Below are 26,988 nucleotides of genomic sequence, written 5' to 3' on the forward strand. Positions count from 1 at the left end.
AAATGTAGTTTTGGGAATTCAAATGTATAAGTTTATAGATTTATTTTGCGGTATTGGTGGTTTTAGAAAGGCTCTTGAAAGCAAGAATCTTGAGTGTGTTTTTTCATCTGACATAGATAAGGATGTACAAGAGGCATATAAAAGAAATTTTGGTGATAAACCACATGGTGACATTACTGAGATACCGGCAAATAAAATTCCTAAACATGATATCTTATGTGCTGGCTTCCCTTGTCAATCTTTTAGTATTTCAGGTAAAAGAGGTGGTATAGAAGATAATAACGGCAAACTATTTTATGAAATAATAAGAATAGCACAATATCATAAACCTTATATATTATTGCTCGAGAATGTAAAAAACATTCTGAATATTGATAACAGAAATGTAATTAAAATCATAGATCAAAAATTAGAAGAAATTGGTTATAAGGTATATAGACATATATTAAATGCTTCTCTATTTGGCGTGCCGCAAGCTCGAAAAAGGGTTTATTTTGTTTGCTTACGAAAAGACTTTAGTAGTGAATATAATCTAAAATATATAAAACCAAAAGAATCATATGAAAATGTTTTTCTCAATGATATTTTAGAGAAAGATATTGATAAGAATTTATATATTTGATAGAAGTGATATTGTTTTAAATGCTAATTCTGTTGAGAAGCAGTTAAAACCAATTAGAATAGGACAAGTTAATAAAGGTGGTCAAGGTGAGAGGATTTATAGTCCTTTCGGTCATTCTATTACTTTATCAGCTTTTGGGGGCGGTGTTGGTGCTAGAACAAGTCTATATTATATAAATGGTAGAGTAAGAAGATTATCAATTAATGAATGTAAATCTTTAATGGGTTTTCCTAAAGATCATTATGTTGCAGATGGTTTAAAGGGCTATAGACAACTAGGTAATGCAGTAATTCCACAAATAGTAGCAAATATTTATGACTCAATTAGTGAGTAATAGAAATGCATATATAGGCAAAGATGCTGAACTGCTTTTAAGAATAGTATTGTTAATCATTCTGACATAATTGATAAAGTTAGAGATATTTTTGGAATAAAAGGTAGTTTTTTACACGCTATTAATCGGCATGTACGCAGAAAAATCTGATGTTAAAATAGGTTTTAGTTGTGGTCATAATATAGATGTAAGTATTAAAGCGTATAAAAAAGCATTTGCGTATAATCAGCTTACAAGAGCATCAATAAGTAATTTTTGTAAAGTATTTAATTTAGATTGCCTAGATTATTTACAGAACCAAATAATCAATAAATCAAAAAATGTTAAATCAAATCTAATTCCATTAGAAGAACAAGAAAAAATATTATCAATTTTCCAGCCTATTGCTAAAGAAATAGTTAAATGGTCATTTTCAAATGAAGATTAGAGAGTTGTTAGTTTTATACCAGAGAGAAGAAAATTTAATGCGTATATATGCAATGAAAGATATTCTCAAATCTTTAAATTATGATATTATTCAAAACTTACGCTATGTTATAGCAAATATGCTAAAAACTCTTATTACACAGCAATGTTTTATAGTGAAGCACTTCATAATATCCCTTAATTCATGGGCATTATATCAAACATAGCGTAAGTTTTGTATTTTTACAAATAAAGGTAATATTATTATAGGTAATTATATCGTAATTCAGAGAAAAGGTGGTAATGGTTCTTTAAGCAAAACAATTCCTAAAGATTCAATTAAGCACCCCGGTAATAACATTCAATTAAAGATTAAAGATTTTGTTGATGGTATGAAAGATTATGAATTAACTAATTATTTCGTTAAATTTTAAAAGAGTACTTAAATGGCAGAGTTAAGGTTACCGCCAAATTCAGTTGTAAAAAAAGGTAAGGAACATAAAGCAAAAGGTGATGTATCTAATCTTAGAAAAATAAAAATTTATAGATATGATCCTGAGCTTGATGAGAATCCTACTATTGATAGTTTTGAAATAGATTTAAGCAAAACCGGTCCAATGGTCTTGGACGCTTTAATTAAAATCAAAAACGAAATTGATTCTACTATGACTTTTAGACGTTCTTGTCGTGAGGGAATTTGTGGTAGTTGTGCAATGAATATTGATGGCACAAATACTTTAGCATGTATTAAGCCTATAGAAGAAATTTCAGGCGATATTAAAATCTATCCACTTCCTCATATGAAAGTGGTGAAAGATCTAGTACCTGATATGTCGCAATTTTATGCACAATATGAATCTATAGAGCCATGGCTTAAAACCGATAGTCCTGCTCCATCCAACGCTGAAAGATTGCAGTCGATTAAAGATCGAGAGAAGTTTGACGGATTATATGAATGTATATTATGTGCATGCTGTTCTACTTCTTGCCCTAGCTATTGGTGGAATGGGGATAAATATTTAGGTCCTGCAATTTTACTTCAGGCATATAGATGGATTGCCGACTCACGGGATGATCATACAGGTGAGCGTCTAGAGGCGTTAGAAGATCTGTTCAAGCTCTATAGATGTCATACGATCATGAATTGTACTAAAACCTGTCCGAAAGGTCTAAATCCTGCTAAGGCTATTTCTGAGATAAAAGGTCTAATTGTTGAGCGACACGGAGTGTGATTTTCGTTTAAAACGTCATTGCGAGGAAATTACGAAGTAAGGAAGTATGAAAAATGCTAATTTATAGCATTTTTTATTATTTTTTCTGGATTGCCACGCTCATTTCATTCGCATAGCTCAGACGACTCTCGATCCATGCGGGCAGAACTAATCACTCCCCATTAATCAGTTTTTTAAAGTACAAAACTTACGCTATGAGTAAAAAAGTGATAAATTATTGTAAAAATAATTAAACATGTCAAAGAGGATAAAGTTGCAAGCAATACCAATTAATAGGACAGATTATTGTCAATTTTTAATAGTTAGCCAAAAGAATTATAGTTTAACCTACTACGTTGAACATGCAAAGAAATGTAGTCATGATGTTATTAATAGATTTTTAAGGAATGAAAAATATACACCTTCTTTGTTATGGGAACACATCAAGAATGATGTTATTTTTTCATCTAATGGATATACAATATTTGATGATACGGTTTCAAATAAAAGGAATACGAAGCAAATAGAAATTGCAAGATCGCAGTACAGTGGAGCTACAGGTAGAGTTACTAAAGGTATAGGAGTAGTGAGTCTGGTATATTATAACCCTGATATTAATAAGTTTTGGGTAATAGATTATCGAATTTTTGCACCTGATCATGATGGAGCAACAAAACTAGAACACCTATTAAACATGTTAAATAATGCTGTTTATAGCAAGAAGATTCCTTTTCAAACAGTACTTTTTGACACATGGTATTCTACACACAAAATTATGCAACATGTTGACTCTCTGGGGAAATATTATTATGCCCCTATTAAAGCCAATAGAAACGTTAGTAAAACACACGATTCTAAACCTTATAAAGCTGTAAAAGAGTTGACATTTTCAGATGAAGAGATCAGGCATGGAGTAGAGATTCATATAAAGGGCTTTGCTAAAAATAAGCATGTTAATTTGTTTAAATTTACTGTTTCTACCAACAGAGTTGAGTATGTTGTTACCAATAACAAAACTCACAAATCTTCTAAAGCTGCACAAGATGAGTGTGGCTTTCGATGGGTAATTGAGAGCATGCACAGAGAAATTAAGCAACTTACTGGGATAGAACGTTGTCAATGCAGGAAACAGCGTATTCAACGTAATCATATTAGTTGGGCATTTTTAGTTTGGGCATTTCTCAAAAGGACTGCAAATACAATCGGTAAAACGGTTTACCAAATAAAGTTAGGGCTTTTAGATGACTATATGCAACAACAGCTGCGTTCTCCATCTTTACGATATTTAGAACCAAACATAGCGTAAGTTTTGTTATATCTCGGCTTATCTATTTTTCTTGGCAAACCTGTTTTTGTTCTTTCTTTGTATGGCATTTTTAATTTATAACTTATCTATTCCAGAATATTATATGGTATTCTCTACATACTACCCTTCCTTTTTTATTACCCTTCCGAACAAAGCCGGTCAGAATATAAGGGGAATATAGAGCATCATGCTTTTGAATTATTTCTAAGTATCGAAGGTATAGAGCATACTACTACTAAAGCATATTCTTCACAAACAAACGGCATGTGTGAGCGTTTTAATAAAACTATGAAACAAGAATTCTTTGATACAGCAATGCGGAAAAAGATTTATACAGATCTTGATGACCTACAATTAGATCTTGATATCTGGCTAGAGTATTTCAATAATGAAAGACCTCATTCTGGTAAATATTGTTATGGAAAAACTCCTATGCAAACTTTTAAGGATAGTAAGAAATTAGCTGTTGAAAAGAATAATGAAATCTTGTATCTTGATTATATATCTGACAGTCAAAACTTAACTGACAATCAGGTGCAAAATTTATAGTGTCTGTAAGATCAAATCTTGACTTCTACACTTAATTTATGATATAGAAGCTTATCCTAATGATATGTATGTAACAACTATTCTAAGTAAGTAAAAGATTTATGTTACAATCTTGAATGTTTTAAGGCAATAATTTATGAAATTATAAATGATCAAGAATGCCTTGAAATTTAAAAAAAATCTAAGATTGACAGATAAAAAACAATTATTAAAAATCCTTAACATTATAGATGATAAATCTGGGTCTCATCATTTAATAGTTAAAGAAATAAAACAAGAATTAGAGCAATTAACGTAGAAAGTTAGGTAAATTTATCTGACTTGACTTATTACTAAATTACAATGGTTTTTATCGTAATTGCATGAAGTTTTTTATTTAATACCTCAGATAGAGCATTTTTTACTAGTTTATGTTGATTAATTAAAGTAAGTCCTTTAAACTGTATATCTGATAATTCTAATGCATAATGGTCTTGATCACCTACTAAATCGGTAATTTTAATTACACCATTTGGAAAAGATTTTTTGAGTATTTTTTCTAATTCTTCTGCAGATATTGCCATTATTTTATTAATTAATATATAATATATACGTTATTAATTAATATATTATCTATAGAGTTCTATTGATAATAATGATTCTTGCGAATATAATTAATACTAAAATAATATATTACAGTAATATGAAAAAAGAAAGCGAAGAACTAAAATTATTTATTTTAGAATGTCTAAATGAAAAGAAAGCAGAAGATATCGATGTAATTGACTTGAGTGGTAAAAATAAGATAGCTGATTATATTATATTTGCTAACGGTAGGTCAACTAAGAATGTTGGAGCAATAGCTGAATATGTGGCATTAGAGTTAAAAAATAAAGCCGGTATAAGCACTAATATAGAAGGGCTTGGTAAATCAGAGTGGGTACTAATAGACGCAGGTACTATTTTGGTTAATATCTTTTATCCTGAAGCAAGAACACATTTTAAACTTGAAGAAATTTGGAAAAAATAAATATTTTTAAATGAACGATCACATACTTATTAATGTTATAATTTTACTTGGTACCGCAGTCTTTATCGTATCTGTACTTAAGCGTTTTAAGTTAAGCCCAGTACTTGGCTATTTGATTGCTGGGGCTGCAATTGGTGATCATGGTCTAAAAATTGTAACTTATGACCAGACTAAGTTACTTGGCGAACTTGGTGTAGTATTTCTATTATTTGCGATAGGGCTTGAGCTATCTTTCGAGCGATTAAAAGCTATGAGGCGATACGTTTTTGGGCTTGGTACTTTACAAGTTCTAACAACCGCCATAGTAATTGCCGGTGCGATGGTGCTTATAGACGGCAATAGTAGTGCTGCTATCATTACTGGAGGCGGACTTGCACTTTCATCTACAGCCCTTGTTATGCAGGTCATTGAGGAAAATCGTAGCCAATCAACACAAATCGGTAGAATTTCTTTAGCAATTCTGCTGCTCCAAGATTTGGCTGTAGTACCATTACTTGTAATAGTGCCACTGCTTAGCGGTAATAGTCAGGCTTCTCTTGCGACAGCACTTGGTATTGCGTTTTTAAAAGCCATTGCTGCTTTGCTCACTATATTTGTTGCTGGTCGTGTTTTACTTCGTCCAATATTTTCATTCATATCTTCCGAAAGTAATAGTACTAATGAGTTACCTATTTCAATGACTTTGTTAATAGTGCTTTCTGCTGCTTGGGCTACTGAAACTTTTGGCTTATCGCTAGCACTTGGAGCATTCGTTGCTGGAGTATTAGTTGCTGAAACTGAATTTAGACTACAAGCAGAAGAAAGCATTTACCCTTTCAAAAGTTTATTCTTAGGGCTATTCTTCATGACTGTAGGTATGAATATCGACGCACTTGAAATGTATGAAAAACTATCTCATATCCTTACTTTATCTATTGCTTTAATAGGTATTAAAACCTTGATAATAACAGCTTTTTGTATTTTATTTGGGTTTAATAAAGGTGTTGCTTTTTATTCAGGGCTTTTATTATCGCAGGGCGGGGAATTCACTTTCATATTATTTAGCTTAGGTAAAGAAAGTGGTGTTTTAGAAGAAAGTAGTGCTAACATACTATTGCTTGTTGTTACATTTACTATGGCACTTACCCCGCTGCTTGCAGCATTAGGACGAAAAATTGCTGAAAAAGTCGATAAAGGTCTTGGCAAAACCCCAACCCAAATTATAGAGCTTGGTGCAAGAGATTTAACAAATCATATTATCATTGCGGGACTTGGTAATATTGGTAAAATGGTCGCAAGGGTTCTAGAAGCGGAAGGGACAAGTTATGTAATATTAGATTTAGACGAAGATAGAGTTAAGGGAGGGTTAACAGATGGTTTTCCAGTTTTTAAAGGTGATGTATCACAGGCAGATACTCTAAAAGCCCTTGGTACAGATAGGGCTCTTGCTATCATACTTACTATGAATAATCAAGTAACTATAAAGAAATCGCTTAAAACAATTACCGCTAACTATCCTGATATGCAAGTTATCGTGAAGTTAAAAAGCCTTAAAAATTCTAGAGAGTTCTATGATTTAGGGGCAACAACTATTATCCCTGAAAGTTATGAAACAGGTCTTCAAATTGGTGGTACTGTTTTAAAATTCATAGGTATTAGTGAGCAAGAAATTAATAGAATAAAAGTACAATTTAGGCTTGGTAATTATATAGTAGCAAAAAAAGAGGATAGTTTATCAGAAGTAGAGTATAATGATTAAGATTCTCATTGCTTTAATTGCAATAATACTATCAACTACAATTAACGCCGATAATAAAAAGTTACCCATTCCAAGATTTGTTTCAATAAAATCTAATGAAGTTAATGCACGAAGTGGTCCGACAACTAAAGCAGCAATAGAGTGGGTTTTTGTTAAAAAAGGTGAACCAGTAGAAATAATTGCCGAATATGAACAGTGGCGACAAGTGCGTGATATTCATGGCGAAAGTGGTTGGATACATTCAAGCGTCTTATCAGGTAGAAGATCAGTAATTATTATTGCTGATCAAGAGATCAAATTACTTAAATATGCAAATATAGAGAGTAGAGTAATAGCAAAATTAATGCCTAAAGTTCGCTGCACTTTAAAAAAATGCAAAGAACAATTTTGCCAAATTACCTGCAAAAATTACACTGGCTGGGTTTCTAAAAAGGATCTTTGGGGGGTGTATGATGATAAGGATAGGTATTAAATGAAAACTGCATTACCTGAACGCTCTTTACATATTAGGGGTAGGCTTGATTTTATAGTGCAGCAAATTTTAGAGCTTGCTCAAGATAAAATTGCCATGATTATCCTGTACGGCTCTTTTGCACGAGGCGACTGGGTGCGTGATCTACCTAACGGATATCATAGCGATACGGATATTTTAATAATCTTTAAAAAAGTAAGTATAAAGGTCATGCTACTTTAAACCTAAAAGATAGAATATATACAAAATTAAAAAGAAAAGGTGTAATAAAAGATCAAATTATTCCTTATGATTCACGTATATCTATAATTCTTGAGTCAATAGAAGAAATAAATAGACAATTAGAAAAAGGACGTTATTTCTATACCGATTTTAAAAAAGAAGGGATACTTTTATACGATAGTGGTGAGTATATTTTAAGCGAGGCTAAAGATTTACCTTGGAGTGAGATAAAAGAAATAGCTCAAGATTATTTTGAAGAGTGGTTTAAGAGTGGTAAATATTTTTTAAAAACTTCTAAAAATGTTTTGGAAGAAGAAATTTTTAATATCAGTGTTTTTTTGCTTCATCAAGCTCCCGAAAGTTTATACAGTGCAATTTTATTAGTTTTTTCTAATTATAAACCTAAGTTGCATGATATAGAAGAATTAGGCGGCATGGCGAAAAATTATGATAGTGAGTTATTACAAGTTTTCCTATAGCAACGCCTGAACAAAAAGAATGTTTTGAGTTATTAAAAAAAGCTTATGTTGATGCACGATATAATAAAAATTATAAGATTACGAAAGAACAGCTGCTTTATCTTATTGAGCGAATAGAAAAATTAAAAGAAATCACTGAAAGGATTTGTACAGCAAGGATTAGCAAATAAAAAGAGAGATGCAAATGTTACCAATTATGAATGTAGTAAGTCCGTTTATTCCAAATGACATACCTATAATTCAAAAAGGGTCCAATGCCGGTGGATATGATCCTTTAACTAATGTATACATTCCATTAAATGTTACTGAGAGTAACAGTGCCTTATTAGTTGTTGATAACATCATAGCGGCATTAAACAATAACATCAGTGAACCTTCTCCCTCGATATATCCTAATAATATCGTATCTGTAAGCGAATATAGTTCTCTAAGTAATATTGATAGTGACGTAAATACAAGAGGTCTAAATTGCTACACTCCATCAATTGGTAGCTCTAGGAGTGCAGGTATAGAAGTAAAGATTCTAGAAACCAATACCGCTCTTGCTTGTGAGTCAGAATCAGATGAATGGAGTTATATTGTACCTCTACCAAAGGGTTGTATGCCTCCACCTATTGTGCCTGAAGAAAATATAAAGCCGTATTGCTTAGATACGTTAGGCAATAATCCAACACACGAGAATACGATATAATAATCATGAACACACAGTATGACATAATACTAATAAACAAAAAATGATTTCAATATTTAGCAAATTAAAGCAAGGTTTATCTAAGACCTCAGGTAAAATATCAGCCGGTATTGATAAGATATTTTATAAGAAAAAACTAGATGCAGAAACATTAGAGGAATTGGAAGAGCTATTAATTTCGACTGATATGGGGAGTTTGGTAGCAACTAAAATTATCGAAGAGTTTAAATCGCTCAAATTTGATAAAGAAGTTGAAACTACCGAAATAAAAGAAACTCTTGCAAATCTTATTGAACAACAATTATTAAAATCAGAAATTCCTTTTACTTTAAATGAGAATAAATTAAACGTGGTTTTAGTATGCGGTGTTAATGGTGCAGGTAAAACAACAACTATCGGTAAGCTTGCTGCAATGTATGGAATGCAGGATAAAAAAGTAGCAGTTGCCGCATGCGATACGTTCAGAGCCGCCGCCGTAAATCAGTTAGATAGTTGGGTGACCAGAGCAAAAGCTTTGCTTATTACCGGCGAAGAGGCAGCAGATCCCGCAAGCGTTGCTTATAGAGCGATGGAAGAGTCAATTAAGCAAAATATTGATGTACTTTTTATCGATACGGCAGGCAGACTTCACAATAAAAAGAACTTGATGGATGAGCTTACTAAGATTGTGAAAGTTATCAAGAAAGTAGACGAGGACCTCCCTACTCATAGCGTTTTAGTGATAGATGCTATTACTGGACAAAATACTTATAACCAAGTGGAGCATTTTAACGATGCTACTAATTTAACCGGTCTTATTGTAACCAAGCTTGACGGAAGTGCTAAAGCTGGCGTGATTGTTGGGGTGGTGCAGAAATTTAATTTACCGATATATTTTATTGGTATAGGCGAACAGATAGAAGATTTGAAAATATTTAACCGACACGATTTTACAAAAAGCTTGGTGGGGTTATGAGTTTAGGTGTCATCTAGTTGCTTGTCCACGGGATGACAAAAGTTAATCCATGCAGGCAACGCCTCATCGCAATGACGAAAACCTTTATCTATCATTCTTAGGTAAGCCTAAGCAATAATGTTTGAGAAACTTTCCATCGCTACTAATTAAATATATAAAATTAGAGTGTTTTAGTTCATATTTATCGGTTTCTGTATCAAATGTTTTTGGCTCATAAAATACTTTGAATTCATTAGCAACCTGCGTAATATCATCTATTGTACCGGTTAAACCTATGAAATTATTATCTATATTTTCAAGATATTTTTTAAGTACTTCGCTTGTATCATTTATTGGATCTAGAGTAATAAATACTGTCTGTACTACTATATGTTCTTTTTGTAAAATCTTTATAATATCCTCTATTTTTTTAATGCATTCTCATCATCTAACGAGTAAGTAACGCCAAAGTAAATTAGGCTTAAATGTCCTCTTAAATCTTTACTACTAAAAGCTTTTCCTTTTTGATCCTTAAGAGCGAATTTGATGGCTTGAGAATTATTTTTATCGCTAACTTTTGTATTAACAAAACTTACGCTATGTTATAGCAAATATGCTAAAAACTCTTATTACACAGCAATGTTTTATAGTGAAGCACTTCATAATATCCCTTAATTCATGGGCATTATATCAAACATAGCGTAAGTTTTGTTAATATAAATCTGAGATGGTTCAAACGAAGAGTAAAATAAATATAGATATATTATGCCAGTGATTACAGCTAAGGCTATGAAGATTTTTATTAGGTACATTTGGTTTTTATGTTTTTTCAGGCTTTGTTCGGAAGGGTAATAAAAAAGGAAGGGTAGTATGTAGAGAATACCATATAATATTCTGGAATAGATAAGTTATAAATTAAAAATGCCATACAAAGAAAGAACAAAAACAGGTTTGCCAAGAAAAATAGATAAGCCGAGATATAAAATAACCAATTGGTCACAATATAACGATAGTTTAAGAAAAAGAGGGATGGTCAGCCTGTATTTCCCTGAATGTCATTGCTAAAATAAAAGGGACCAGTAAATTGCACGAAAAAGGGACCAGAGAAGTTGGTGTGACCTAATAAGGTTAATGTGCAATATTCACTAGATAATTAAGCAAGTAAATATCTAGTGATACAATGATAAGAATAAATATGTATACAACAATTATCACCCTTTATAAACAAGGCAATAGTCAAAGGAATATTGCCAAACTAACAAGAACAGACCGCAAAACAGTACGAAAAATAATAAACCGCTATGTAGAGGCTGGTACAGAATCCCCAGCAATCTATGAACGATCTTCAGTTTTGGATTTTTGGCACGAAAAAATAATTGAGTTATTAGAAAAAAATCTGAGTTACATAAGAATTTTTGAGGAGTTAAAAAATCAAGGTTATACAAGCAGTTATACTTCTTTGACCCGTTATATCAAAAAATATAAAATTAAGGATAACAGTTGCATTCGTTTTCATACTTTAGCAGGAGAGGAAGCACAAGTAGATTTTGGTGACATAGGCTTACAGTATAATTCTAAAGGGCGTAGAGTTAAAGCATATGTATTTAATATGCGTTTAAGCTATAGTCGCCTTGATTATTATGAAGTAGTGTTTGATCAAAGTTGTCAAACATGGATTCAATGTCATATCAATGCATTTAATTATTTTGCTGGTAGTCCAAAAGTAATAAAACTTGATAATCTTAAAGCTGGAGTAGTAGATGCCAATTTTTATGAGCCAGTATATCAGAAGGAATATAAGTGCTTAGCCGATCATTATGGAATTTTACTTTCTCCTTGTCGAGTGTATCAACCGCAAGAAAAAGGCAAAGTTGAGTCGGGAATAAAATACGTTAAAAATAATTTTTTTGCTGGTCGTAAATTTGATAGATATGAAGAATTAACAAATGGTCTTGCAAATTGGTTAAATAAGGCCAATAGCCGAATACATGGTACTACTAAGAGAATACCTAGAGAACTGTTTGAGCAAGAGGAAAGAAGTAGTTTGATTCCTTTACCATTAGAAACTTTTGATTTGTCATCTTGGCATAATCGAAAAGTAGCAAAAGATTGTCATATTACCATAGATAATAATTATTACTCTGTACCAGCAAAATATATATACAGTGAGGTAATGGTACAATTGTCCCCAAAACTTGTTCAAATATTTTCTATACAAAATGATTTAATAGCAAGACACGTTAGAACAGAGGGCAAGGGGATATTTACCACTAATCCGTCTCATTATGCTAAATACAAACGTCTATGCCCAGGTTTTATAGAATATAGTGAACATTATCAACAACAAATGCAGCAGATAGGGAATAATTGCAGTTTATTATTAGAATCATTACAACAAACAAGAGTGAATGATTGGCAACGTTGTGCACGAGGTATCATTTCTTTACGTAAGGTTTACAATGATGACTTAATAGATAAAGCCTGTCATAGAGCACTACATTATGGTATAAGTTCTTACTCTAAAATTAAGAATATTTTAAATAGTAATGCAGTAAACTTACCATTACCAGAGTTTGGAGGTAATAATGCAGAACTTATTTAATGACCTACGAAGCTTTAGATTATCAGGTATAGTCAATAGTTTAAATGAAAGGATTATTTATGCTCAAAATAATAAACTAGGATTTAAAGAATTTCTATCACTATTATGTGAAGATGAAAAATCTAACCGTAAGGATAATAATTACCGTCGCCGTAAAAGTGCTGCTAAATTGCCGGTAACTAAAAATTTAGAAGACTTTGATTTTAATTTCCAACCAAGTGTTGATGCCAAAGTAATAAGTGATTTATCAACTTGTGATTATATTAATACTAAGGGAAATGTAATATTCATAGGTGATTCAGGAACTGGGAAAACTCATCTTGCCATTGGGCTAGCATTAAAAGCTTTAACACGAGAATACTCTGTATATTTTACTACGGTATCGGATATGCTTTATAATTTACATATTGCAAGAGCAGATAATAGTTATCACAAAAAGGTTAAATTACTCCTATCGTTTGATTTATTAATTCTTGATGAGCTCGGGTTTAAGCAATTGCCAAAACATTCAGTAGAAGACTTTTTTAATATTATTGCTAAACGATATGAAAATAAATCTACCATTATTACCACAAACAAGGATTTTGAAAAATGGAATGAAATATTTGCTGATGAAGTATTAACTCATGCAATTATTGATCGAGTGGTACATCATGCTCATATACTAAACATAAAAGGTAAAAGTTATCGTATTAATAACTATAAATCTGGAGGTAATATGGCATAAAAATTTTTAAATATAGTGGTTCCTTTTTCGTGCAATTTACTGGTCCCTTTTTAATTGACAATGACACATAACAAAGAAGGTGTATATTTTTCATTCCTTAAAAATCTATTAATAACATCATGACTACATTTCTTTGCATGTTCAGCGTAGTAGGTTAAACTATAATTCTTTTGGCTAACTATTAAAAATTGACAATAATCTGTCCTATTAATTGGTATTGCTTGCAACTTTATCCTCTTTGACATGTTTAATTATTTTTACAATAATTTATCACTTTTTTACTCATAGCGTAAGTTTTGTCCTAATGCAAAAATAGATGACCTAAAAACTCGACAACAGCGAAATAAATATGATTGCGGAGTTTTCATATGTGACAGTGCTAATAAAAGTAATCCCCGCCGCAAGCAGCGGGGTATTTTAGAAGAAAGCTAGCTGATGATCCTCATGCAGTTTCTGATATTCCTTGCCTTGGTTTTTTACGTATTTTCCTATCATATTCTCATTTCCATGCTTACCTACCGTACTCGTAAAATATCCATCAGTCCAAAATTCTCCACCCCATAATTGTTTCTTTACCTGTGGACACTGTCTAAATATTTGACGAGCTGTAACACTTTTAATTGTTGTTACTATTTTTGTTACGCTATAGGTTGGTACAGATTGTACCAAAAAATGGACATGATCTTCATCAACCCCTATTTCTAAAAATTTTATTTGATATCTCTTTTCTATCTCTAAACATATTTCTCGTAATACTTGATCAACTGATACGTCAAACACTGCTCGGCGATATTTTGCTGGAAATACCATGTGATACAGCAGTACCGTAACATTATGACTTTTATGTATATATTTGCTCATTCCGCCATATTACGCCGCAAGCGGCGGGGAATATACCCAAAAGAGATTAAATTGGCTAATAATAAACCAATTCTTACAACTGCAGAAGCCGCAAATAAAGGACAAGAACTTCGAAATCAACATGCAGATATGTTAATGAATAAACAACCTAGTAAATTTCAAGATCTTGTTGCTAGCCAAAAAACAAGTAATATTCGTACATATGGACGCTAATTAAAAAGTATCACTAGCTTTTGAAATTTCACCATATTTTAATTGGAAGAAAAAATTTAACAAAATAGCAAATATATCAACTTATACAAAACCTTATTCCGAATATTTTACCCTTCGACGAAGAACAAGCTTTTTTAAGTGGTGAACTAATAAGTGATACTAAACGATTAGGCTTATTTCTTGGTGATAGAGCTTGCCTTACTTTAGCGTTATTAAAGGATTATCCTATCTACACAGCAGATAAAGCTTGGGCTAAGCTAAATTTAAATTGTAAAATTATTTTGATTCGCTAGTTGATATATGATTTTTAATTTGAAAAAGAACTAGTAGAAATGCTTAATTCATAATATAATTAATTATATACTACTAATAAATGAAGAGTAGTAGACGAAGTTTAATTTGGAAAAGAGCAAGGCGTCTTGGAGTCTTTTGACTAGCTGCGTATACTTAATACGTGAGGATCAAAAGCGAGAAGCAATGAAGCCAATTTTTCAAATTAAACGAGTATATATAGTTAATTTTATAATTTAACATCAAATGACCACTATATTTGTGATCATTATTATAATAATGATCGCCTTATCTGCATTATTTGCTGCTACCGAAACTGCTATTACTGCTTCTTCCCCTGGGAAGATTCATAAACTTAAGGTTGCTGGCGACAAACGTGCTAAGACTGTTTTACAGGTTTTGAAGAAAAAAGAGAAAGTAATTGGAACTTTGCTAATCGGTAATAGTTTAATCAACACTGTTTGTACTACTATTGCGACTACTTTATTTATCAGCTTTCTTGGTGATAATGGTCCTTTGGTTGCTTCTGCCGTCATGGCTTTTATAATTATTGTTTTTGCTGAAGTAGTACCTAAAGCCATAGCTGTTGCCAAAGCTGAGCAATTAGCCCTTAAAATGGCTTCAACAATTGTAATTTTTCTAAAGCTTTTTAAGCCTATTAATATTGCTCTTGATTACATTACAAGAATATTCTGCTTTATATTCCGTATTAATTTAAATCCTCAAATATCCGGTACCGAAGAAGTTAGAGGCGTAATTGAACATTACCATCAAGAGGGCGGCGTATATAAAACCGATCGTAATATGCTTGGCGGAATTTTAGATATACGTAATATGACGGTATCGGAAATTATGACTCATAGGAGTAATATTATAGCTATTAATATTGATCTACCTAGCGAGGTAATAATTAAAACCTTATTATCCAGCTCTCATACTCGTATACCTTTATGGAAAGATAATCGAGATAATATAATCGGTATTTTGAACTTAAAAGATTTGCTAAAATCACTTTATGAGCATAATAACGATCAAAAGAAGATTAATATTAATGAGCTTCTGACTCCTCCATGGTTTATTCCCGAAAATGCATTAGTTGTAGATCAGCTAAATGCTTTCAGAGAGCGTAATAACCATTTTGCTTGCGTTGTCGATGAATATGGGGATTTGCAAGGCATCATTACTCTTGAAGATGTTATAGAGGAAATAGTTGGACCTATTACCGATGAACATGATAGGCATAGTGATGAAATTATTAAAAAATCTGATACTGAATATGTTATAAAAGGTACTACGACTATCAGAGATGTTAATAGAGAACTTGATTGGAATTTACCGGATGATGATGCAAATACTATAGCAGGGTTAATAATCCATAAAATTGCTAGAATTCCAAATCGAGGGGAAGTAATTGAGTTATTTAACTTCAAAATAATAATTTTAAAGAAAACCGCTAATAAAATCGATAGCCTAAGAATTATTATATTACCTACCATAGAGGAAATATCAGACAGTGAGTGAAATCGGTAATTTTTTCCTCATTGCTGTTATGTGCTTAAGCGGCTTGTCTTGTGTCATACCGTGGCTTGTCCACGGTATCCAGAAAAACAACTTAAAACCTAACAATATTTTTAAATGGATCCTGCAGTCAAGCCGCGGGATGACAATTAAAAAACTAGATTCTCGCTTTCGCAGGAATGACATACTCACTTTCTACACCGCTATCCTATGCACCCTGCTTGCTTTCTGTACACTAGTCTATGCTTTTATTGTTTCTGATTTTTCGCTACAAAATGTTTTTTTAAACTCTAGCACTTTAACGCCCCTAATATATAAAATAGCTGGTAGTTGGTCAAGCCATGAAGGTTCAATGCTGTTATGGTTTACTTTATTACAAATCGTTAGTTGCTGTTATATCTTCCTAATTAAAAACCAAGAAGATAAAAAATTACCTATTATAATTCTGTCAGTTATCCAGTTACTTTTTAACAGCTTTATTTATTTTACTTCTAATCCGTTTAATACATTTTCCTTTATCCCTAAAGAAGGGCTAGGGCTAAATCCGATGCTACAGGATATCGCTCTAAGCATCCACCCTCCTCTACTTTATTTAGGTTATGTCAGCTACGTAGTGCCATTTACTATTGTTTGTGCCTCTATGTTATCCCGCTCCTCTATGTCATTCCCGCGAAAGCGGGAATCCATTTTTTCTATAAATTATTTACTGGATTCTTGCTTTCACGGGAATGACATACAGCTTCTTAAAACATTTTCTAACATCGGTATTTTATTTACCACAATCGGCATAGCTCTCGGTTCATGGTGGGCGTATAGAGAACTCGTTTGGGGAGGATTTTGGTTCTTCGATCCTGTTGAAAATATTTCTCTATTTCCATGGCTATCCGGAATCATGCTGCACCATTCTATAATAGTCATGACAAGAACCGGAAATATGCAAAACTGGACGTCGATTTTGTCAATTGTTACTTTTTTATTAGTAATATTCAGTACTTTTTTAGTTCGATCCGGCTTTATTACTTCGATCCATTCTTTTGCGTTCTCACCTGAGCGAGGTATATATTTACTAGTAATATTTTTGATTATGGGAGTTGGCTCTTTGGGGGTGTATATCCGTACTATGTCATTCCCGCGAAAGCGGGAATCCAGTTTTTCTTTTATAAATTATTTACTAGATTCCCGCTTTCGCGGGAATGACATAAAAGAAAAAGGTATAACCCTTGGCGACACTCTTTTCCTTCTAAGCCTTGTCGTATTAATATCCGCCACACTTTATCCTTTAGTTTATTCCTTATTTGACGATAAAGCTGTTATTATAGATGAAAGATTCTTTATTAATAATTTTCTTATTTTCGTTATACCTATTCTTTTCACTATCGGGTTATTTACTACTAAAAGCTCAATTAAAAAACATATTTTTATCCTAATGTTATCCTTAGTAATAACATATTTAATATCACTGAAAGTAAATTTTAGGATCATATCTGTTTTAACTGCGATCGCCTCTATCTTCTTAATGTTACATAACATTTTATATTTTATAGTCAAAACCAATTATTTTAGACAATCTTTAAAAGCCTCAACCGCCAGCATGATTCTTGGGCATTTTGGCTTTGCACTGATCGCTTTTAGTATTACTATGAATGCATTATTGCAAAGTGAAATGGACTTTACTGGCAGCATCGGGACAACCACAAAATTTGATGAGTTTAAAGTAACATTACAAAATGTTAAATTTGCTCAAGGCAAAAATTACTATAGGCAAATCGCTGAATTTTGGCTTGAGGATAACAATCATAATATAACTATATTAAAGCCGGAAAATAGGCTTTATATAGTTGAGAAAGGCTTATCACAAGAAAGCGATATATATTCTTATTTACTATATGATCTTTATGCTGTCTTAAGCAATATAGATGGCGACATAATTCATGCTAAAATATACTATAAACCGATTATGAGCTTTATCTGGCTTGGAGTATTCATTACTGTTAGCGGTTTCTTAATTGGATTGCTTAGAAAAATGTAGTATAATATTCTTAGTAAAATAAAGTAGTAATATGTCAAACATTAATCCAAGAGTAGATTTAGCATTTAAAAAAATCTTTGGGGTAGAAGAGAATAAGGATTTATTGATATCACTTATTAATTCAATAGTTAGTGAAAAAGATCAAGTAAAAGAAGTAACGCTACTTAATCCATATAATCCGAAAAATTTTGCAGCAGATAAATTATCTATTCTCGATGTAAAGGCTAAAAGTGAAGCCGGTAAAATGTTCAATATCGAAATACAAGTGACCGATGAAGCTGACTATGATAAAAGAGCCTTATATTATTGGTCTAAATTATATGCAGAACAATTAAAAACCGGTGATGACTATTCAAAATTAAATAAAACAATAGGTATTCATATACTAAATTTTACTAGTATTCCGAATACTGCAAACTATCATAGTGCCTTTGAGTTAAGAGATAGAGTAACCGGCTTAGTATATTTTGAAGATATAGAGTTACATACAATAGAACTAAATAAATTTACTAATGCTAAAGAAGAGCTAACAGATATAGTAAAAAAGGTTAAAGATTCTCTTGATATATGGCTAGTTTTTTTAACTCGCCATGATTTATTAAACAAAGATAAGCTGCCAAAAGAATTGGATAATAAAGTTTTAAAGAAAGCCTTGACTGTACTTGAGGTTATGAATTTTAACGAGGAAGAGCGGAACACTTATGAAGACCGTTTAAAATGGCTTATGATCGAAGCTAATACGCTTAAAAAAGCTAAAGAAGAAGGTAAAGCGGAAAGAAGTATAGAAGTGGCAAAAAAAATGCTAATTGAGGGTATAGACTCAAACATAATTTTAAAAGTAACGGATTTATCTACAAAAGAAATTGAAGAGTTAAAATCAGAAATAACGGAGTCTAATAAATAAATTGTATTTGAGGTTATAAGATCACTGTAAAGTGGCTTGAAATTTAAGCTAGTGCCGTTAAAAAAGCTGAAGAAAAAGAGAGTACGATAAAGCGGTAAGTATAGATAAAAAAATTTATCTATCAAAGAAATTGCTGAATTTACTGACTTAAAAAAAACTTAAAAATTACTAATGCAAAATATAGAAAATATAAACGAAGAAGAAGCAAAAAAATTATTACAAGAGCTAGCTGATAAAATAGCACAATATAACCATGCTTATTATATAGAAGATAAGCCATTAGTTTCAGATGCCGAGTATGATCAGCTATTTAACATCAATCTAAAATTAGAGCAAAAATTTCCTCATCTCATCTTAGAAAATAGCCCTAGCAAAAAAGTAGGTGCTAAAGTCAAAAATAAATTTGCTAAGATTACTCATAATACGCCGATGCTATCGCTTAGTAACGTATTTGATGAAGAAGATGTTAGAGATTTTATAGATCGTATTAAAAACTTTTTACGTCTTGATAAATTCTCTCCTATCTTCTGCGAGCCTAAAATAGATGGTTTATCATTTGCTGCTACCTATAAAAACGGCATTCTTACAACCGGTGCAACAAGAGGTGATGGCTATATAGGCGAGGATATAACAGCAAATATCAAAACAATAAAAGATTTCCCTCATAAAATTAATAATGCTCCAGAACTTTTAGAAGTACGGGGGGAAATCTATATTGAAAAAAATGACTTTACAAGTTTAAACCAAGAGCAAGAACAGCAGGGCAAAGATAAATTTGCTAATCCTCGTAATGCTGCTGCCGGCTCACTTCGTCAGCTTGATCCTACTATTACCGCTAAAAGACCGCTCAAATATTTTGTTTATGCTATAGGTTCAGCAAAAGAGGAACTAGCAAACTCTCAAGATCAGCTACTTGCAAAATTTAAAGAATTTGGCTTTAACGTTAATGAAATAGGTAAACTTGCAAACTCCGAAGAAGAGATATTTAGCTTTTACGAATATTTAAAAACTAACAAGGAAAATTTACCTTATGAAATTGATGGGGTAGTATATAAGTTAAATGATTTCGCCTTACAAGATAGGATGGGCTTTATTGCTAGATCCCCAAGGTTTGCTACCGCTCACAAGTTCCCTGCTATAATAGGGCAAACCGAACTACTTTCTATTACAGTGCAAGTAGGTAGAACCGGTACATTAACACCAGTAGCAGAGCTTGAGCCTATAGAAATAGGTGGAGTCATAGTTAGCAGAGCAACATTACATAACTATCAAGAGATAGCACGAAAAGACGTACGGGTTGGCGATTATGTAATTTTGCAACGTGCAGGTGATGTAATCCCACAAATTACCGGAGTTGATCTTGCTAAACGTTCTGCTGATGCCACAACATTTGATCCACCTTTATTTTGCCCTTCTTGCAATTCTAAATTATATTATGTTCCTGAAGATATTATAATACGTTGCGATAATGGTCTTAACTGCCCTGCTCAGAATTATGAGCGTATACGTCATTTTGTATCAAAAAACGCTATGGATATTGAAGGACTTGGGCGTAAGCAAGTCGAGTTTTTAATCGATAAAGGTTTAATTAGTAACCCTTATGATATATTCTTTTTAAAAGAAAAAAACGAAGCTAACTTAACCAAACTTGAAAATATGGACGGGTGGGGTAAAAAATCCGTGGAAAATCTTTTCAATAATATTGAGAAATCAAAAAATGTTAGTTTGCCTAGGTTTATATATGCCTTAGGTATCAGGCATATAGGCGAGCAGAATGCTAAGTTGCTTGCTAGAGAATTTGGCAGCTATGATAATTTTATAACTCAGATGGAGCTATTAAAAGAAAATGATCCTGAAATTTATCAAAAATTAAACAATCTTGACGGTATCGGCAACAAAATGTTAGTAGATATCATTGATTTTTTTGATGTTAAGGAAAATATTGAGCTTATCAAAAATTTAAGTGAAGTATTAAATATTGAAGATTATAAAGAGACTAGAGAGCAAAGTAGCTTAACAGGTAAAATAGTAGTATTTACTGGCAGCATGCCAACTTTGTCACGAGCTGAAGCAAAAGCAACTGCCGAGAAACTTGGAGCAAAAGTTGCAGCTAGCGTATCCTCAAACACGGATTTAGTGATAGCGGGTGAAGATGCAGGCAGTAAACTTAAAAAAGCCAAAGAGCTAGGAATTAAAATTATTGATGAAGCAGAATGGCTTACAATCGTAAGGAATGCTCAAGTTCTATAAACGTTTCTACTTAAGATTTATATTTTTAAAAAAATTTAAAGTAAAGGTTGTAATTGTTTCAAAAAAATCTTATAACTGCTAGCTGCAAAGAACTAAAATTAAATTAATGAGAAATGTTTATAGAATCTAGTATGAGTATAAATAAAGCAGCAGAAAGTCAGTTAGTAATTTACCAAGACGAGAACGGGGAAGTTAATGTTGAAGTTAAAATAGTAGATGAAACAGTTTGGCTATCTTTAAATCAAATAGCAACACTATTTACACGAGATAAATCTGTAATTTCAAGGCATTTGAAAAATATATTTAAAGAAGAAGAGTTAGAAGAAAAAGCAGCTATTGCATTTTTTGCAACAACTGCCGCCGATAGAAAGACTTACCAAGTAGAATATTATAATCTAGATGCCATTATATCAGTAGGATATAGGGTAAATTCTAAGAGAGGTATAGCTTTTAGAAAATGGGCTACTAACCTACTTAAAGAATATCTGATTAAAGGCTATAATATTAATCATGATAAAATCACTCAAAAAAGATTAAATCAACTGAAAATACTATAAGTAAGTAGAACAGAACCTATTTAAAATAATAAGATTTTAAATAGGTAATGATGAACAGAAAATATAGACACTTATCTCGAGAAGAGAGATATGAGATAAAAAGAATGTATGACCTAGGAGTCAGTATTAATAAGATAGCACAACATCTTACGAGGAAAAGCACTATTAGTATGGAGCTAAAAAGAAATAAGGTAAAAGATAAGTATATGCCTTGTGTTGCTCAGGAAAAATATGAAAACAGGATGTATCAGCAAGAGTTATTAAAAATAGAAAAGAACCCTATGTTGTTAGATTATATTAAAAATGCTATGATTCGCAAGAAATGGTCGCCGGATGCTATAGCCGGAAAGTTAAAACTAGACAAAAATACAGCTTTGTGTATCAGTATAGCATAAATCATTAAGATACTGACAATTTAATAGTATTAAAAACAGCATCATAAAATGTTTCAAAATCTTCTACAACTTTCCTAATTTCATTTTTTATCTTAAACCAGTAATGCTCTATAGGATTTAAATCAGGAGAGTAAGTTGGTAAATACAATATGGTACAACCAACGGATTCAATGAACTCTTTAACTTTAGAATTTTTATGAAAATTAATCAAAACTTACGCTATGTTTGGTTCTAAATATCGTAAAGATGGAGAACGCAGCTGTTGTTGCATATAGTCATCTAAAAGCCCTAACTTTATTTGGTAAACCGTTTTACCGATTGTATTTGCAGTCCTTTTGAGAAATGCCCAAACTAAAAATGCCCAACTAATATGATTACGTTGAATACGCTGTTTCCTGCATTGACAACGTTCTATCCCAGTAAGTTGCTTAATTTCTCTGTGCATGCTCTCAATTACCCATCGAAAGCCACACTCATCTTGTGCAGCTTTAGAAGATTTGTGAGTTTTGTTATTGGTAACAACATACTCAACTCTGTTGGTAGAAACAGTAAATTTAAACAAATTAACATGCTTATTTTTAGCAAAGCCTTTTATATGACAAAACTTACGCTATGAGTAAAAAAGTGATAAATTATTGTAAAAATAATTAAACATTTCAAAGAGGATAAAGTTGCAAGCAATACCAATTAATAGGACAGATTATTGTCAATTTTTAATAGTTAGCCAAAAGAATTATAGTTTAACCTACTACGCTGAACATGCAAAGAAATGTAGTCATGATGTTATTAATAGATTTTTAAGGAATGAAAAATATACACCTTCTTTGTTATGGGAACACATCAAGAATGATGTTATTTTTTCATCTAATGGATATACAATATTTGATGATACGGTTTTAAATAAAAGGAATACGAAGCAAATAGAAATTGCAAGATCGCAGTACAGTGGAGCTACAGGTAGAGTTACTAAAGGTATAGGAGTAGTGAGTCTGGTATATTATAACCCTGATATTAATAAGTTTTGGGTAATAGATTATCGAATTTTTGCACCTGATCATGATGGAGCAACAAAACTAGAACACCTATTAAACATGTTAAATAATGCTGTTTATAGCAAGAAGATTCCTTTTCAAACAGTACTTTTTGACACATGGTATTCTACACACAAAATTATGCAACATGTTGACTCTCTGGGGAAATTATTATGCCCCTATTAAAGCCAATAGAAACATTAGTAAAACGCACGATTCTAAACCTTATAAAGCTGTAAAAGAGTTGACATTTTCAGATGAAGAGATCAGGCATGGAGTAGAGATTCATATAAAAGGCTTTGCTAAAAATAAGCATGTTAATTTGTTTAAATTTACTGTTTCTACCAACAGAGTTGAGTATGTTGTTACCAATAACAAAACTCACAAATCTTCTAAAGCTGCACAAGATGAGTGTGGCTTTCGATGGGTAATTGAGAGCATGCACAGAGAAATTAAGCAACTTACTGGGATAGAACGTTGTCAATGCAGGAAACAGCGTATTCAACGTAATCATATTAGTTGGGCATTTTTAGTTTGGGCATTTCTCAAAAGGACTGCAAATACAATCGGTAAAACGGTTTACCAAATAAAGTTAGGGCTTTTAGATGACTATATGCAACAACAGCTGCGTTCTCCATCTTTACGATATTTAGAACCAAACATAGCGTAAGTTTTGTTTACTTACCTTACTTATTCGTATCCCTGCTTCTACAGCTTTTATAACTCTTAGTCTTAGTTCTATTGCATATGCTCGTGCCATATCTCTTTACATGCTTGTTAATATTTGCTTACTATAACATGATACTCTCGCTCTGTCAGTACTTTAATGACTTATGCTATACCCATCGAAAGCCACACTCATCTTGTGCAGCTTTAGAAGATTTTTGAGTTTTGTTATTGGTAACAACATACTCAACTCTGTTGGTAGAAACAGTAAATTTAAACAAATTAACATGCTTATTTTTAGCAAAGCCTTTTATATGAATCTCTACTCCATGCCTGATCTCTTCATCTGAAAATGTCAACTCTTTTACAGCTTTATAAGGTTTAGAATCGTGCGTTTTACTAACGTTTCTATTGGCTTTAATAGGGGCATAATAATATTTCCCCAGAGAGTCAACATGTTGCATAATTTTGTGTGTAGAATACCATGTGTCAAAAAGTACTGTTTGAAAAGGAATCTTCTTGCTATAAACAGCATTATTTAACATGTTTAATAGGTGTTCTAGTTTTGTTGCTCCATCATGATCAGGTGCAAAAATTCGATAATCTATTACCCAAAACTTATTAATATCAGGGTTATAATATACCAGACTCACTACTCCTATACCTTTAGTAACTCTACCTGTAGCTCCACTGTACTGCGATCTTGCAACTTCTATTTGCTTCGTATTCCTTTTATTTAAAACCGTATCATCAAATATTGTATATCCATTAGATGAAAAAATAACATCATTCTTGATGTGTTCCCATAACAAAGAAGGTGTATATTTTTCATTCCTTAAAAATCTATTAATAACATCATGACTACATTTCTTTGCATGTTCAGCGTAGTAGGTTAAACTATAATTCTTTTGGCTAACTATTAAAAATTGACAATAATCTGTCCTATTAATTGGTATTGCTTGCAACTTTATCCTCTTTGACATGTTTAATTATTTTTACAATAATTTATCACTTTTTTACTCATAGCGTAAGTTTTGTAAATTATTTAATGTAAGTCGTGATACTATATATAAATGGAAAAAATTAAAAGATAAGCAAGGTACTTTAGAAGCAGCAACTGGTTATCAGAAAGGACATAGTCATAAGATAAAAGATTCAGAATCTTTTAAAGAATTTTTTAAAGCTAATATGAATAAAACATCAAAGGAGTTAGCAAAGCAATGGGGTAATATTGCATCTGTAACTATTTTAAGACAAATCAGAAAACTTGGCTATAGCTATAAACAAAACTCATTTTCATCCGAAAAGAGATATTAAATTAAGAAATGAATTTATAGCAAAGATACAAACCATCACAAAAGACAAATTAGTATATCTTGATGAATCTGGAATAGAGGATAATGCTTGCAAAGAGTATGGATGGAGCATTATAGGACAAAGGTGTTATGGAGAAAAGGTGTATCAACATAAATTTAGAATAAGTATGATAGCTGGTCTTTGTAATGGTAATCTTATTGCTCCTGTAATATTTGAAGGTAATTGTAATACAGAGGTCTTTAAAACTTATATTAGGGATGTATTAATTACAGAATTACAACCTGGGCAAACCGTTATTATGGATAACATTAATTTTCATAAAAATTCTAAAGTTAAAGAGTTCATTGAATCCGTTGGTTGTACCATATTGTATTTACCAACTTACTCTCCTGATTTAAATCCTATAGAGCATTACTGGTTTAAGATAAAAAATGAAATTAGGAAAGTTGTAGGAGATTTTGAAACATTTTATGATGCTGTTTTTAATACTATTAAATTGTCAGTATCTTAATGATTTATGCTATAATTGAGAGCATGCACAGAGAAATTAAGCAACTTACTGGGATAGAACGTTGTCAATGCAGGAAACAGCGTCTTCAACGTAATCATATTAGTTGGGCATTTTTAGTTTGGGCATTTCTCAAAAGGACTGCAAATACAATCGGTAAAACGGTTTACCAAATAAAGTTAGGGCTTTTAGATGACTATATGCAACAACAGCTGCGTTCTCCATCTTTACGATATTTAGAACCAAACATAGCGTAAGTTTTGCCATAATATTGTTGTGGCTCTATGTAATATGAAATAGGGGCATTTTCAATTTTCATGCTTTTTTCTATAGCCCACTGCTCTTGATAAAATTCAGCCATTTCTTGCTGTGCTCGATGTATTCCATCATACACAGCTTTCAGCATCATTAGATTTACTAGCGGGTTTATAGTGTTATTTGGAATAGCAACAGCCGGTTCTTCTGAAATTTCTATGATATCATCAGAGCCAGTAGTAACTTTAACTTCTTCAGGTTCTACAGTAATAGGTGGTTGACTACATGGTAAAGATACCGAGCTGTTATCTTCTATTTTGACTGTTTCAGTATTAACTAGCTCAACTTTTTCTACAAAGTTGCTGAATAATGAAAATTTAGGCTGCTCTATTAATTCAGGCTTTTTTCATATTTTTTTAATACATATTCAACAATTTTCAGGATATTGTCATCAGTTCCTTTACATGAACCTTCTTTTATTTTCTTTTCAATGCTTTTATTTATTTTTTTAAAAGAGTATTACCAATGTTTAAATATTTGAGTGAAACAGTACCTAATGTAACAAATTTTATAGCTTGAATAGCTATTATAAATGGTAAAGAAATGAATTTTAATATGTATTTAAGAATATTATATCTTGTTGGATGAGGTGTAAGATCATAAATATTATGAGATTCTTTTATTTCTTTATATCTATTTTCAATGAGTTAGAGGTAGGTACTTCTGAATCATTAAATTACATAGTTTTAATTATTACGAGGCGAAAAATATAAAAAACATTAAATTATGTTAATTAGTTTTTGTTATAAACTTAATAATGATAATTATAATACTTGCCAAAGTTTCATAAGATAAATAGAATTATCTAGGAAACTGTTAATAAGGAAAAACA

General features: G+C 31.8%; 31 protein-coding genes and 5 pseudogenes. 28 read left to right on the forward strand and 8 right to left on the reverse strand.

All coding sequences use genetic code 11. From position 1 onward, the window contains the following. Positions 1-22: 22 nt before the first annotated feature. The 6 genes and pseudogenes from AAGD55_RS11805 to AAGD55_RS11830 form a co-directional block, all read left to right on the forward strand. On the forward strand, positions 23-622 hold the full coding sequence (locus AAGD55_RS11805) for a DNA cytosine methyltransferase (protein ID WP_341791593.1): 600 nt from the start codon (positions 23-25) through the stop codon (positions 620-622). Further along, complete coding sequence (locus AAGD55_RS11810; protein WP_341791594.1) at positions 600-956, forward strand: DNA cytosine methyltransferase; 357 nt, start codon at positions 600-602, stop codon at positions 954-956. Before AAGD55_RS11805 ends, AAGD55_RS11810 begins: the two co-directional genes overlap by 23 nt. A 130-nt stretch (positions 957-1,086) precedes the next feature. Then, positions 1,087-1,383, forward strand: a complete 297-nt coding sequence (locus AAGD55_RS11815) for a hypothetical protein (RefSeq protein ID WP_341791595.1) — start codon at positions 1,087-1,089, stop codon at positions 1,381-1,383. Positions 1,384-1,807: 424 nt separating this feature from the next. Next, positions 1,808-2,593, forward strand: coding sequence for a succinate dehydrogenase iron-sulfur subunit (locus AAGD55_RS11820; protein WP_341791596.1), 786 nt, complete (start codon positions 1,808-1,810; stop codon positions 2,591-2,593). Positions 2,594-2,828: 235 nt separating this feature from the next. Further along, positions 2,829-3,878 (forward strand): transposase, encoded by a 1,050-nt coding sequence (locus AAGD55_RS11825; protein WP_341791597.1) that lies wholly within the window; start codon positions 2,829-2,831, stop codon positions 3,876-3,878. A gap of 159 nt (positions 3,879-4,037) precedes the next feature. After that, positions 4,038-4,427, forward strand: a pseudogene (locus AAGD55_RS11830) (integrase core domain-containing protein); the annotation flags it as partial. 332 nt (positions 4,428-4,759) lie between these two features. On the opposite strand, the gene AAGD55_RS11835 reads toward AAGD55_RS11830, so the two are convergent. After that, the gene (locus AAGD55_RS11835; protein ID WP_341791598.1) at positions 4,760-4,990 is read right to left on the reverse strand and encodes a BolA/IbaG family iron-sulfur metabolism protein; all 231 of its coding nucleotides are present in this window, start codon (positions 4,988-4,990) and stop codon (positions 4,760-4,762) included. A 119-nt stretch (positions 4,991-5,109) separates the two neighbouring features. On the opposite strand from AAGD55_RS11835, the gene rsfS reads away from it, so the two are divergent. The 7 genes from rsfS (at position 5,110) to ftsY (ending at position 9,993) form a co-directional block, all read left to right on the forward strand. Continuing rightward, on the forward strand, positions 5,110-5,436 hold the full coding sequence (rsfS, locus tag AAGD55_RS11840) for a ribosome silencing factor (protein WP_011476714.1): 327 nt from the start codon (positions 5,110-5,112) through the stop codon (positions 5,434-5,436). A gap of 10 nt (positions 5,437-5,446) precedes the next feature. Beyond that, positions 5,447-7,174, forward strand: coding sequence for a monovalent cation:proton antiporter-2 (CPA2) family protein (locus AAGD55_RS11845; protein ID WP_341791599.1), 1,728 nt, complete (start codon positions 5,447-5,449; stop codon positions 7,172-7,174). Further along, positions 7,167-7,646 carry an SH3 domain-containing protein gene (locus tag AAGD55_RS11850; RefSeq protein ID WP_341791600.1) on the forward strand — a complete coding sequence of 160 codons (480 nt, stop codon included), beginning with the start codon at positions 7,167-7,169 and terminating at the stop codon, positions 7,644-7,646. Before AAGD55_RS11845 ends, AAGD55_RS11850 begins: the two co-directional genes overlap by 8 nt. Continuing rightward, the gene (locus AAGD55_RS11855) at positions 7,647-7,868 is read left to right on the forward strand and encodes a nucleotidyltransferase domain-containing protein (protein WP_341791601.1); all 222 of its coding nucleotides are present in this window, start codon (positions 7,647-7,649) and stop codon (positions 7,866-7,868) included. Positions 7,869-8,173: 305 nt separating this feature from the next. Then, the gene (locus tag AAGD55_RS11860) at positions 8,174-8,347 is read left to right on the forward strand and encodes a hypothetical protein (RefSeq protein ID WP_341791602.1); all 174 of its coding nucleotides are present in this window, start codon (positions 8,174-8,176) and stop codon (positions 8,345-8,347) included. A 178-nt stretch (positions 8,348-8,525) separates the two neighbouring features. Next, positions 8,526-9,038, forward strand: coding sequence for a hypothetical protein (locus tag AAGD55_RS11865; protein WP_341791603.1), 513 nt, complete (start codon positions 8,526-8,528; stop codon positions 9,036-9,038). Between the two features lie 43 nt (positions 9,039-9,081). Continuing rightward, positions 9,082-9,993: a signal recognition particle-docking protein FtsY gene (gene ftsY, locus AAGD55_RS11870; RefSeq protein WP_341791604.1), complete on the forward strand. Its 912-nt coding sequence runs from the start codon at positions 9,082-9,084 to the stop codon at positions 9,991-9,993. Between the two features lie 84 nt (positions 9,994-10,077). Here ftsY and AAGD55_RS12475 read toward each other — a convergent pair. Beyond that, positions 10,078-10,805, reverse strand: a pseudogene (locus AAGD55_RS12475) (SCO family protein). A gap of 88 nt (positions 10,806-10,893) precedes the next feature. Between AAGD55_RS12475 and AAGD55_RS11885 the strand changes: the two are divergent. The 3 genes from AAGD55_RS11885 (at position 10,894) to istB (ending at position 13,301) form a co-directional block, all read left to right on the forward strand. Continuing rightward, the gene (locus tag AAGD55_RS11885; RefSeq protein WP_341791605.1) at positions 10,894-11,037 is read left to right on the forward strand and encodes a hypothetical protein; all 144 of its coding nucleotides are present in this window, start codon (positions 10,894-10,896) and stop codon (positions 11,035-11,037) included. Between the two features lie 130 nt (positions 11,038-11,167). Beyond that, positions 11,168-12,574 (forward strand): IS21 family transposase, encoded by a 1,407-nt coding sequence (istA, locus tag AAGD55_RS11890; protein ID WP_341790850.1) that lies wholly within the window; start codon positions 11,168-11,170, stop codon positions 12,572-12,574. After that, the gene (gene istB, locus AAGD55_RS11895; protein WP_341790851.1) at positions 12,558-13,301 is read left to right on the forward strand and encodes an IS21-like element helper ATPase IstB; all 744 of its coding nucleotides are present in this window, start codon (positions 12,558-12,560) and stop codon (positions 13,299-13,301) included. Before istA ends, istB begins: the two co-directional genes overlap by 17 nt. A 50-nt stretch (positions 13,302-13,351) precedes the next feature. On the opposite strand, the gene AAGD55_RS11900 is transcribed toward istB, so the two are convergent. Then, positions 13,352-13,546, reverse strand: coding sequence for a hypothetical protein (locus tag AAGD55_RS11900; protein WP_341791606.1), 195 nt, complete (start codon positions 13,544-13,546; stop codon positions 13,352-13,354). 55 nt (positions 13,547-13,601) lie between these two features. On the opposite strand from AAGD55_RS11900, the pseudogene AAGD55_RS12480 reads away from it, so the two are divergent. Beyond that, positions 13,602-13,706: pseudogene (locus AAGD55_RS12480) on the forward strand (hypothetical protein); the annotation flags it as partial. A gap of 12 nt (positions 13,707-13,718) precedes the next feature. Here AAGD55_RS12480 and tnpA read toward each other — a convergent pair. Beyond that, positions 13,719-14,162, reverse strand: coding sequence for an IS200/IS605 family transposase (gene tnpA / locus AAGD55_RS11905; RefSeq protein WP_341790826.1), 444 nt, complete (start codon positions 14,160-14,162; stop codon positions 13,719-13,721). Between tnpA and AAGD55_RS11910 the strand changes: the two genes are divergently transcribed. From AAGD55_RS11910 to AAGD55_RS11945, 7 genes are all read left to right on the forward strand, one after another. Continuing rightward, positions 14,155-14,298 carry a hypothetical protein gene (locus AAGD55_RS11910; RefSeq protein WP_341791607.1) on the forward strand — a complete coding sequence of 48 codons (144 nt, stop codon included), beginning with the start codon at positions 14,155-14,157 and terminating at the stop codon, positions 14,296-14,298. The two genes, tnpA and AAGD55_RS11910, sit on opposite strands and share 8 nt — an antisense overlap. Positions 14,299-14,912: 614 nt before the next feature. Next, positions 14,913-16,187, forward strand: a complete 1,275-nt coding sequence (locus tag AAGD55_RS11920) for an HlyC/CorC family transporter (RefSeq protein ID WP_341791608.1) — start codon at positions 14,913-14,915, stop codon at positions 16,185-16,187. Further along, a complete protein-coding gene (locus tag AAGD55_RS11925; protein WP_341791609.1) occupies positions 16,180-18,213 on the forward strand; it encodes a heme lyase CcmF/NrfE family subunit in 2,034 nt (677 codons plus the stop codon). The genes AAGD55_RS11920 and AAGD55_RS11925 overlap by 8 nt, the downstream gene beginning before the upstream one ends. 31 nt (positions 18,214-18,244) lie before the next feature. Then, the gene (locus AAGD55_RS11930) at positions 18,245-19,117 is read left to right on the forward strand and encodes an Rpn family recombination-promoting nuclease/putative transposase (RefSeq protein WP_341791610.1); all 873 of its coding nucleotides are present in this window, start codon (positions 18,245-18,247) and stop codon (positions 19,115-19,117) included. Positions 19,118-19,288: 171 nt separating this feature from the next. Beyond that, positions 19,289-21,367 carry an NAD-dependent DNA ligase LigA gene (gene ligA, locus AAGD55_RS11935; protein ID WP_341791611.1) on the forward strand — a complete coding sequence of 693 codons (2,079 nt, stop codon included), beginning with the start codon at positions 19,289-19,291 and terminating at the stop codon, positions 21,365-21,367. Between the two features lie 113 nt (positions 21,368-21,480). Next, the gene (gene rhuM / locus AAGD55_RS11940; protein WP_341791612.1) at positions 21,481-21,924 is read left to right on the forward strand and encodes a RhuM family protein; all 444 of its coding nucleotides are present in this window, start codon (positions 21,481-21,483) and stop codon (positions 21,922-21,924) included. A 47-nt stretch (positions 21,925-21,971) separates the two neighbouring features. Then, positions 21,972-22,319, forward strand: coding sequence for a helix-turn-helix domain-containing protein (locus tag AAGD55_RS11945; RefSeq protein ID WP_341791613.1), 348 nt, complete (start codon positions 21,972-21,974; stop codon positions 22,317-22,319). 4 nt (positions 22,320-22,323) lie between these two features. On the opposite strand, the pseudogene AAGD55_RS11950 reads toward AAGD55_RS11945, so the two are convergent. Both AAGD55_RS11950 and AAGD55_RS11955 read right to left on the reverse strand, forming a co-directional pair. Beyond that, positions 22,324-22,527: pseudogene (locus AAGD55_RS11950) on the reverse strand (transposase); the annotation flags it as partial. 6 nt (positions 22,528-22,533) lie between these two features. Continuing rightward, entirely contained in the window at positions 22,534-22,881 is a 348-nt protein-coding gene (locus AAGD55_RS11955; RefSeq protein ID WP_341791614.1) for a hypothetical protein, read from the reverse strand. A 109-nt stretch (positions 22,882-22,990) separates the two neighbouring features. Here AAGD55_RS11955 and AAGD55_RS11960 point away from each other — a divergent pair, with 109 nt between their 5' ends. Then, positions 22,991-23,536, forward strand: a complete 546-nt coding sequence (locus tag AAGD55_RS11960; RefSeq protein ID WP_341791615.1) for a transposase — start codon at positions 22,991-22,993, stop codon at positions 23,534-23,536. Beyond that, positions 23,463-24,020: a transposase gene (locus AAGD55_RS11965; protein WP_341791616.1), complete on the forward strand. Its 558-nt coding sequence runs from the start codon at positions 23,463-23,465 to the stop codon at positions 24,018-24,020. Before AAGD55_RS11960 ends, AAGD55_RS11965 begins: the two co-directional genes overlap by 74 nt. 166 nt (positions 24,021-24,186) lie before the next feature. Here the strand turns inward: AAGD55_RS11965 and AAGD55_RS11970 are convergent, their stop codons facing one another. Further along, entirely contained in the window at positions 24,187-24,999 is an 813-nt protein-coding gene (locus AAGD55_RS11970) for a transposase (protein WP_341791617.1), read from the reverse strand. Between the two features lie 46 nt (positions 25,000-25,045). Here AAGD55_RS11970 and AAGD55_RS11975 point away from each other — a divergent pair. Both AAGD55_RS11975 and AAGD55_RS11980 read left to right on the forward strand, forming a co-directional pair. Next, a pseudogene (locus tag AAGD55_RS11975) lies at positions 25,046-25,844 on the forward strand (IS630 family transposase); the annotation flags it as partial. Next, complete coding sequence (locus tag AAGD55_RS11980; RefSeq protein WP_341791618.1) at positions 25,844-26,098, forward strand: hypothetical protein; 255 nt, start codon at positions 25,844-25,846, stop codon at positions 26,096-26,098. The pseudogene AAGD55_RS11975 and the gene AAGD55_RS11980, both read left to right, overlap by 1 nt. Here the strand turns inward: AAGD55_RS11980 and AAGD55_RS11985 are convergent. Beyond that, complete coding sequence (locus AAGD55_RS11985) at positions 26,038-26,247, reverse strand: hypothetical protein (protein ID WP_341791619.1); 210 nt, start codon at positions 26,245-26,247, stop codon at positions 26,038-26,040. The two genes, AAGD55_RS11980 and AAGD55_RS11985, sit on opposite strands and share 61 nt — an antisense overlap. Positions 26,248-26,988 lie beyond the last annotated feature (741 nt).

The sequence above is a fragment of the Rickettsia endosymbiont of Gonocerus acuteangulatus genome (genome assembly GCF_964026435.1).
Classification (GTDB): domain Bacteria; phylum Pseudomonadota; class Alphaproteobacteria; order Rickettsiales; family Rickettsiaceae; genus Rickettsia.

Bases quoted from the DNA above. Each gene is read 5' to 3' on its own strand.
- AAGD55_RS11805 (WP_341791593.1), top strand. From the start codon at position 23: ATGTATAAGTTTATAGATTTATTTTGCGGTATTGGTGGTTTTAGAAAG.
- AAGD55_RS11815 (WP_341791595.1), top strand. From the start codon at position 1,087: ATGTACGCAGAAAAATCTGATGTTAAAATAGGTTTTAGTTGTGGTCAT.
- AAGD55_RS11820 (WP_341791596.1), top strand. From the start codon at position 1,808: ATGGCAGAGTTAAGGTTACCGCCAAATTCAGTTGTAAAAAAAGGTAAG.
- AAGD55_RS11825 (WP_341791597.1), top strand. From the start codon at position 2,829: ATGTCAAAGAGGATAAAGTTGCAAGCAATACCAATTAATAGGACAGAT.
- AAGD55_RS11835 (WP_341791598.1), bottom strand. From the start codon at position 4,990: ATGGCAATATCTGCAGAAGAATTAGAAAAAATACTCAAAAAATCTTTT.
- rsfS (WP_011476714.1), top strand. From the start codon at position 5,110: ATGAAAAAAGAAAGCGAAGAACTAAAATTATTTATTTTAGAATGTCTA.
- AAGD55_RS11845 (WP_341791599.1), top strand. From the start codon at position 5,447: ATGAACGATCACATACTTATTAATGTTATAATTTTACTTGGTACCGCA.
- AAGD55_RS11850 (WP_341791600.1), top strand. From the start codon at position 7,167: ATGATTAAGATTCTCATTGCTTTAATTGCAATAATACTATCAACTACA.
- AAGD55_RS11855 (WP_341791601.1), top strand. From the start codon at position 7,647: ATGAAAACTGCATTACCTGAACGCTCTTTACATATTAGGGGTAGGCTT.
- AAGD55_RS11865 (WP_341791603.1), top strand. From the start codon at position 8,526: ATGCAAATGTTACCAATTATGAATGTAGTAAGTCCGTTTATTCCAAAT.
- ftsY (WP_341791604.1), top strand. From the start codon at position 9,082: ATGATTTCAATATTTAGCAAATTAAAGCAAGGTTTATCTAAGACCTCA.
- AAGD55_RS11885 (WP_341791605.1), top strand. From the start codon at position 10,894: ATGCCATACAAAGAAAGAACAAAAACAGGTTTGCCAAGAAAAATAGAT.
- istA (WP_341790850.1), top strand. From the start codon at position 11,168: ATGTATACAACAATTATCACCCTTTATAAACAAGGCAATAGTCAAAGG.
- istB (WP_341790851.1), top strand. From the start codon at position 12,558: ATGCAGAACTTATTTAATGACCTACGAAGCTTTAGATTATCAGGTATA.
- AAGD55_RS11900 (WP_341791606.1), bottom strand. From the start codon at position 13,546: ATGTCAAAGAGGATAAAGTTGCAAGCAATACCAATTAATAGGACAGAT.
- tnpA (WP_341790826.1), bottom strand. From the start codon at position 14,162: ATGAGCAAATATATACATAAAAGTCATAATGTTACGGTACTGCTGTAT.
- AAGD55_RS11920 (WP_341791608.1), top strand. From the start codon at position 14,913: ATGACCACTATATTTGTGATCATTATTATAATAATGATCGCCTTATCT.
- AAGD55_RS11930 (WP_341791610.1), top strand. From the start codon at position 18,245: ATGTCAAACATTAATCCAAGAGTAGATTTAGCATTTAAAAAAATCTTT.
- ligA (WP_341791611.1), top strand. From the start codon at position 19,289: ATGCAAAATATAGAAAATATAAACGAAGAAGAAGCAAAAAAATTATTA.
- rhuM (WP_341791612.1), top strand. From the start codon at position 21,481: ATGTTTATAGAATCTAGTATGAGTATAAATAAAGCAGCAGAAAGTCAG.
- AAGD55_RS11945 (WP_341791613.1), top strand. From the start codon at position 21,972: ATGATGAACAGAAAATATAGACACTTATCTCGAGAAGAGAGATATGAG.
- AAGD55_RS11970 (WP_341791617.1), bottom strand. From the start codon at position 24,999: ATGTCAAAGAGGATAAAGTTGCAAGCAATACCAATTAATAGGACAGAT.
- AAGD55_RS11980 (WP_341791618.1), top strand. From the start codon at position 25,844: ATGATTTATGCTATAATTGAGAGCATGCACAGAGAAATTAAGCAACTT.
- AAGD55_RS11985 (WP_341791619.1), bottom strand. From the start codon at position 26,247: ATGCTGAAAGCTGTGTATGATGGAATACATCGAGCACAGCAAGAAATG.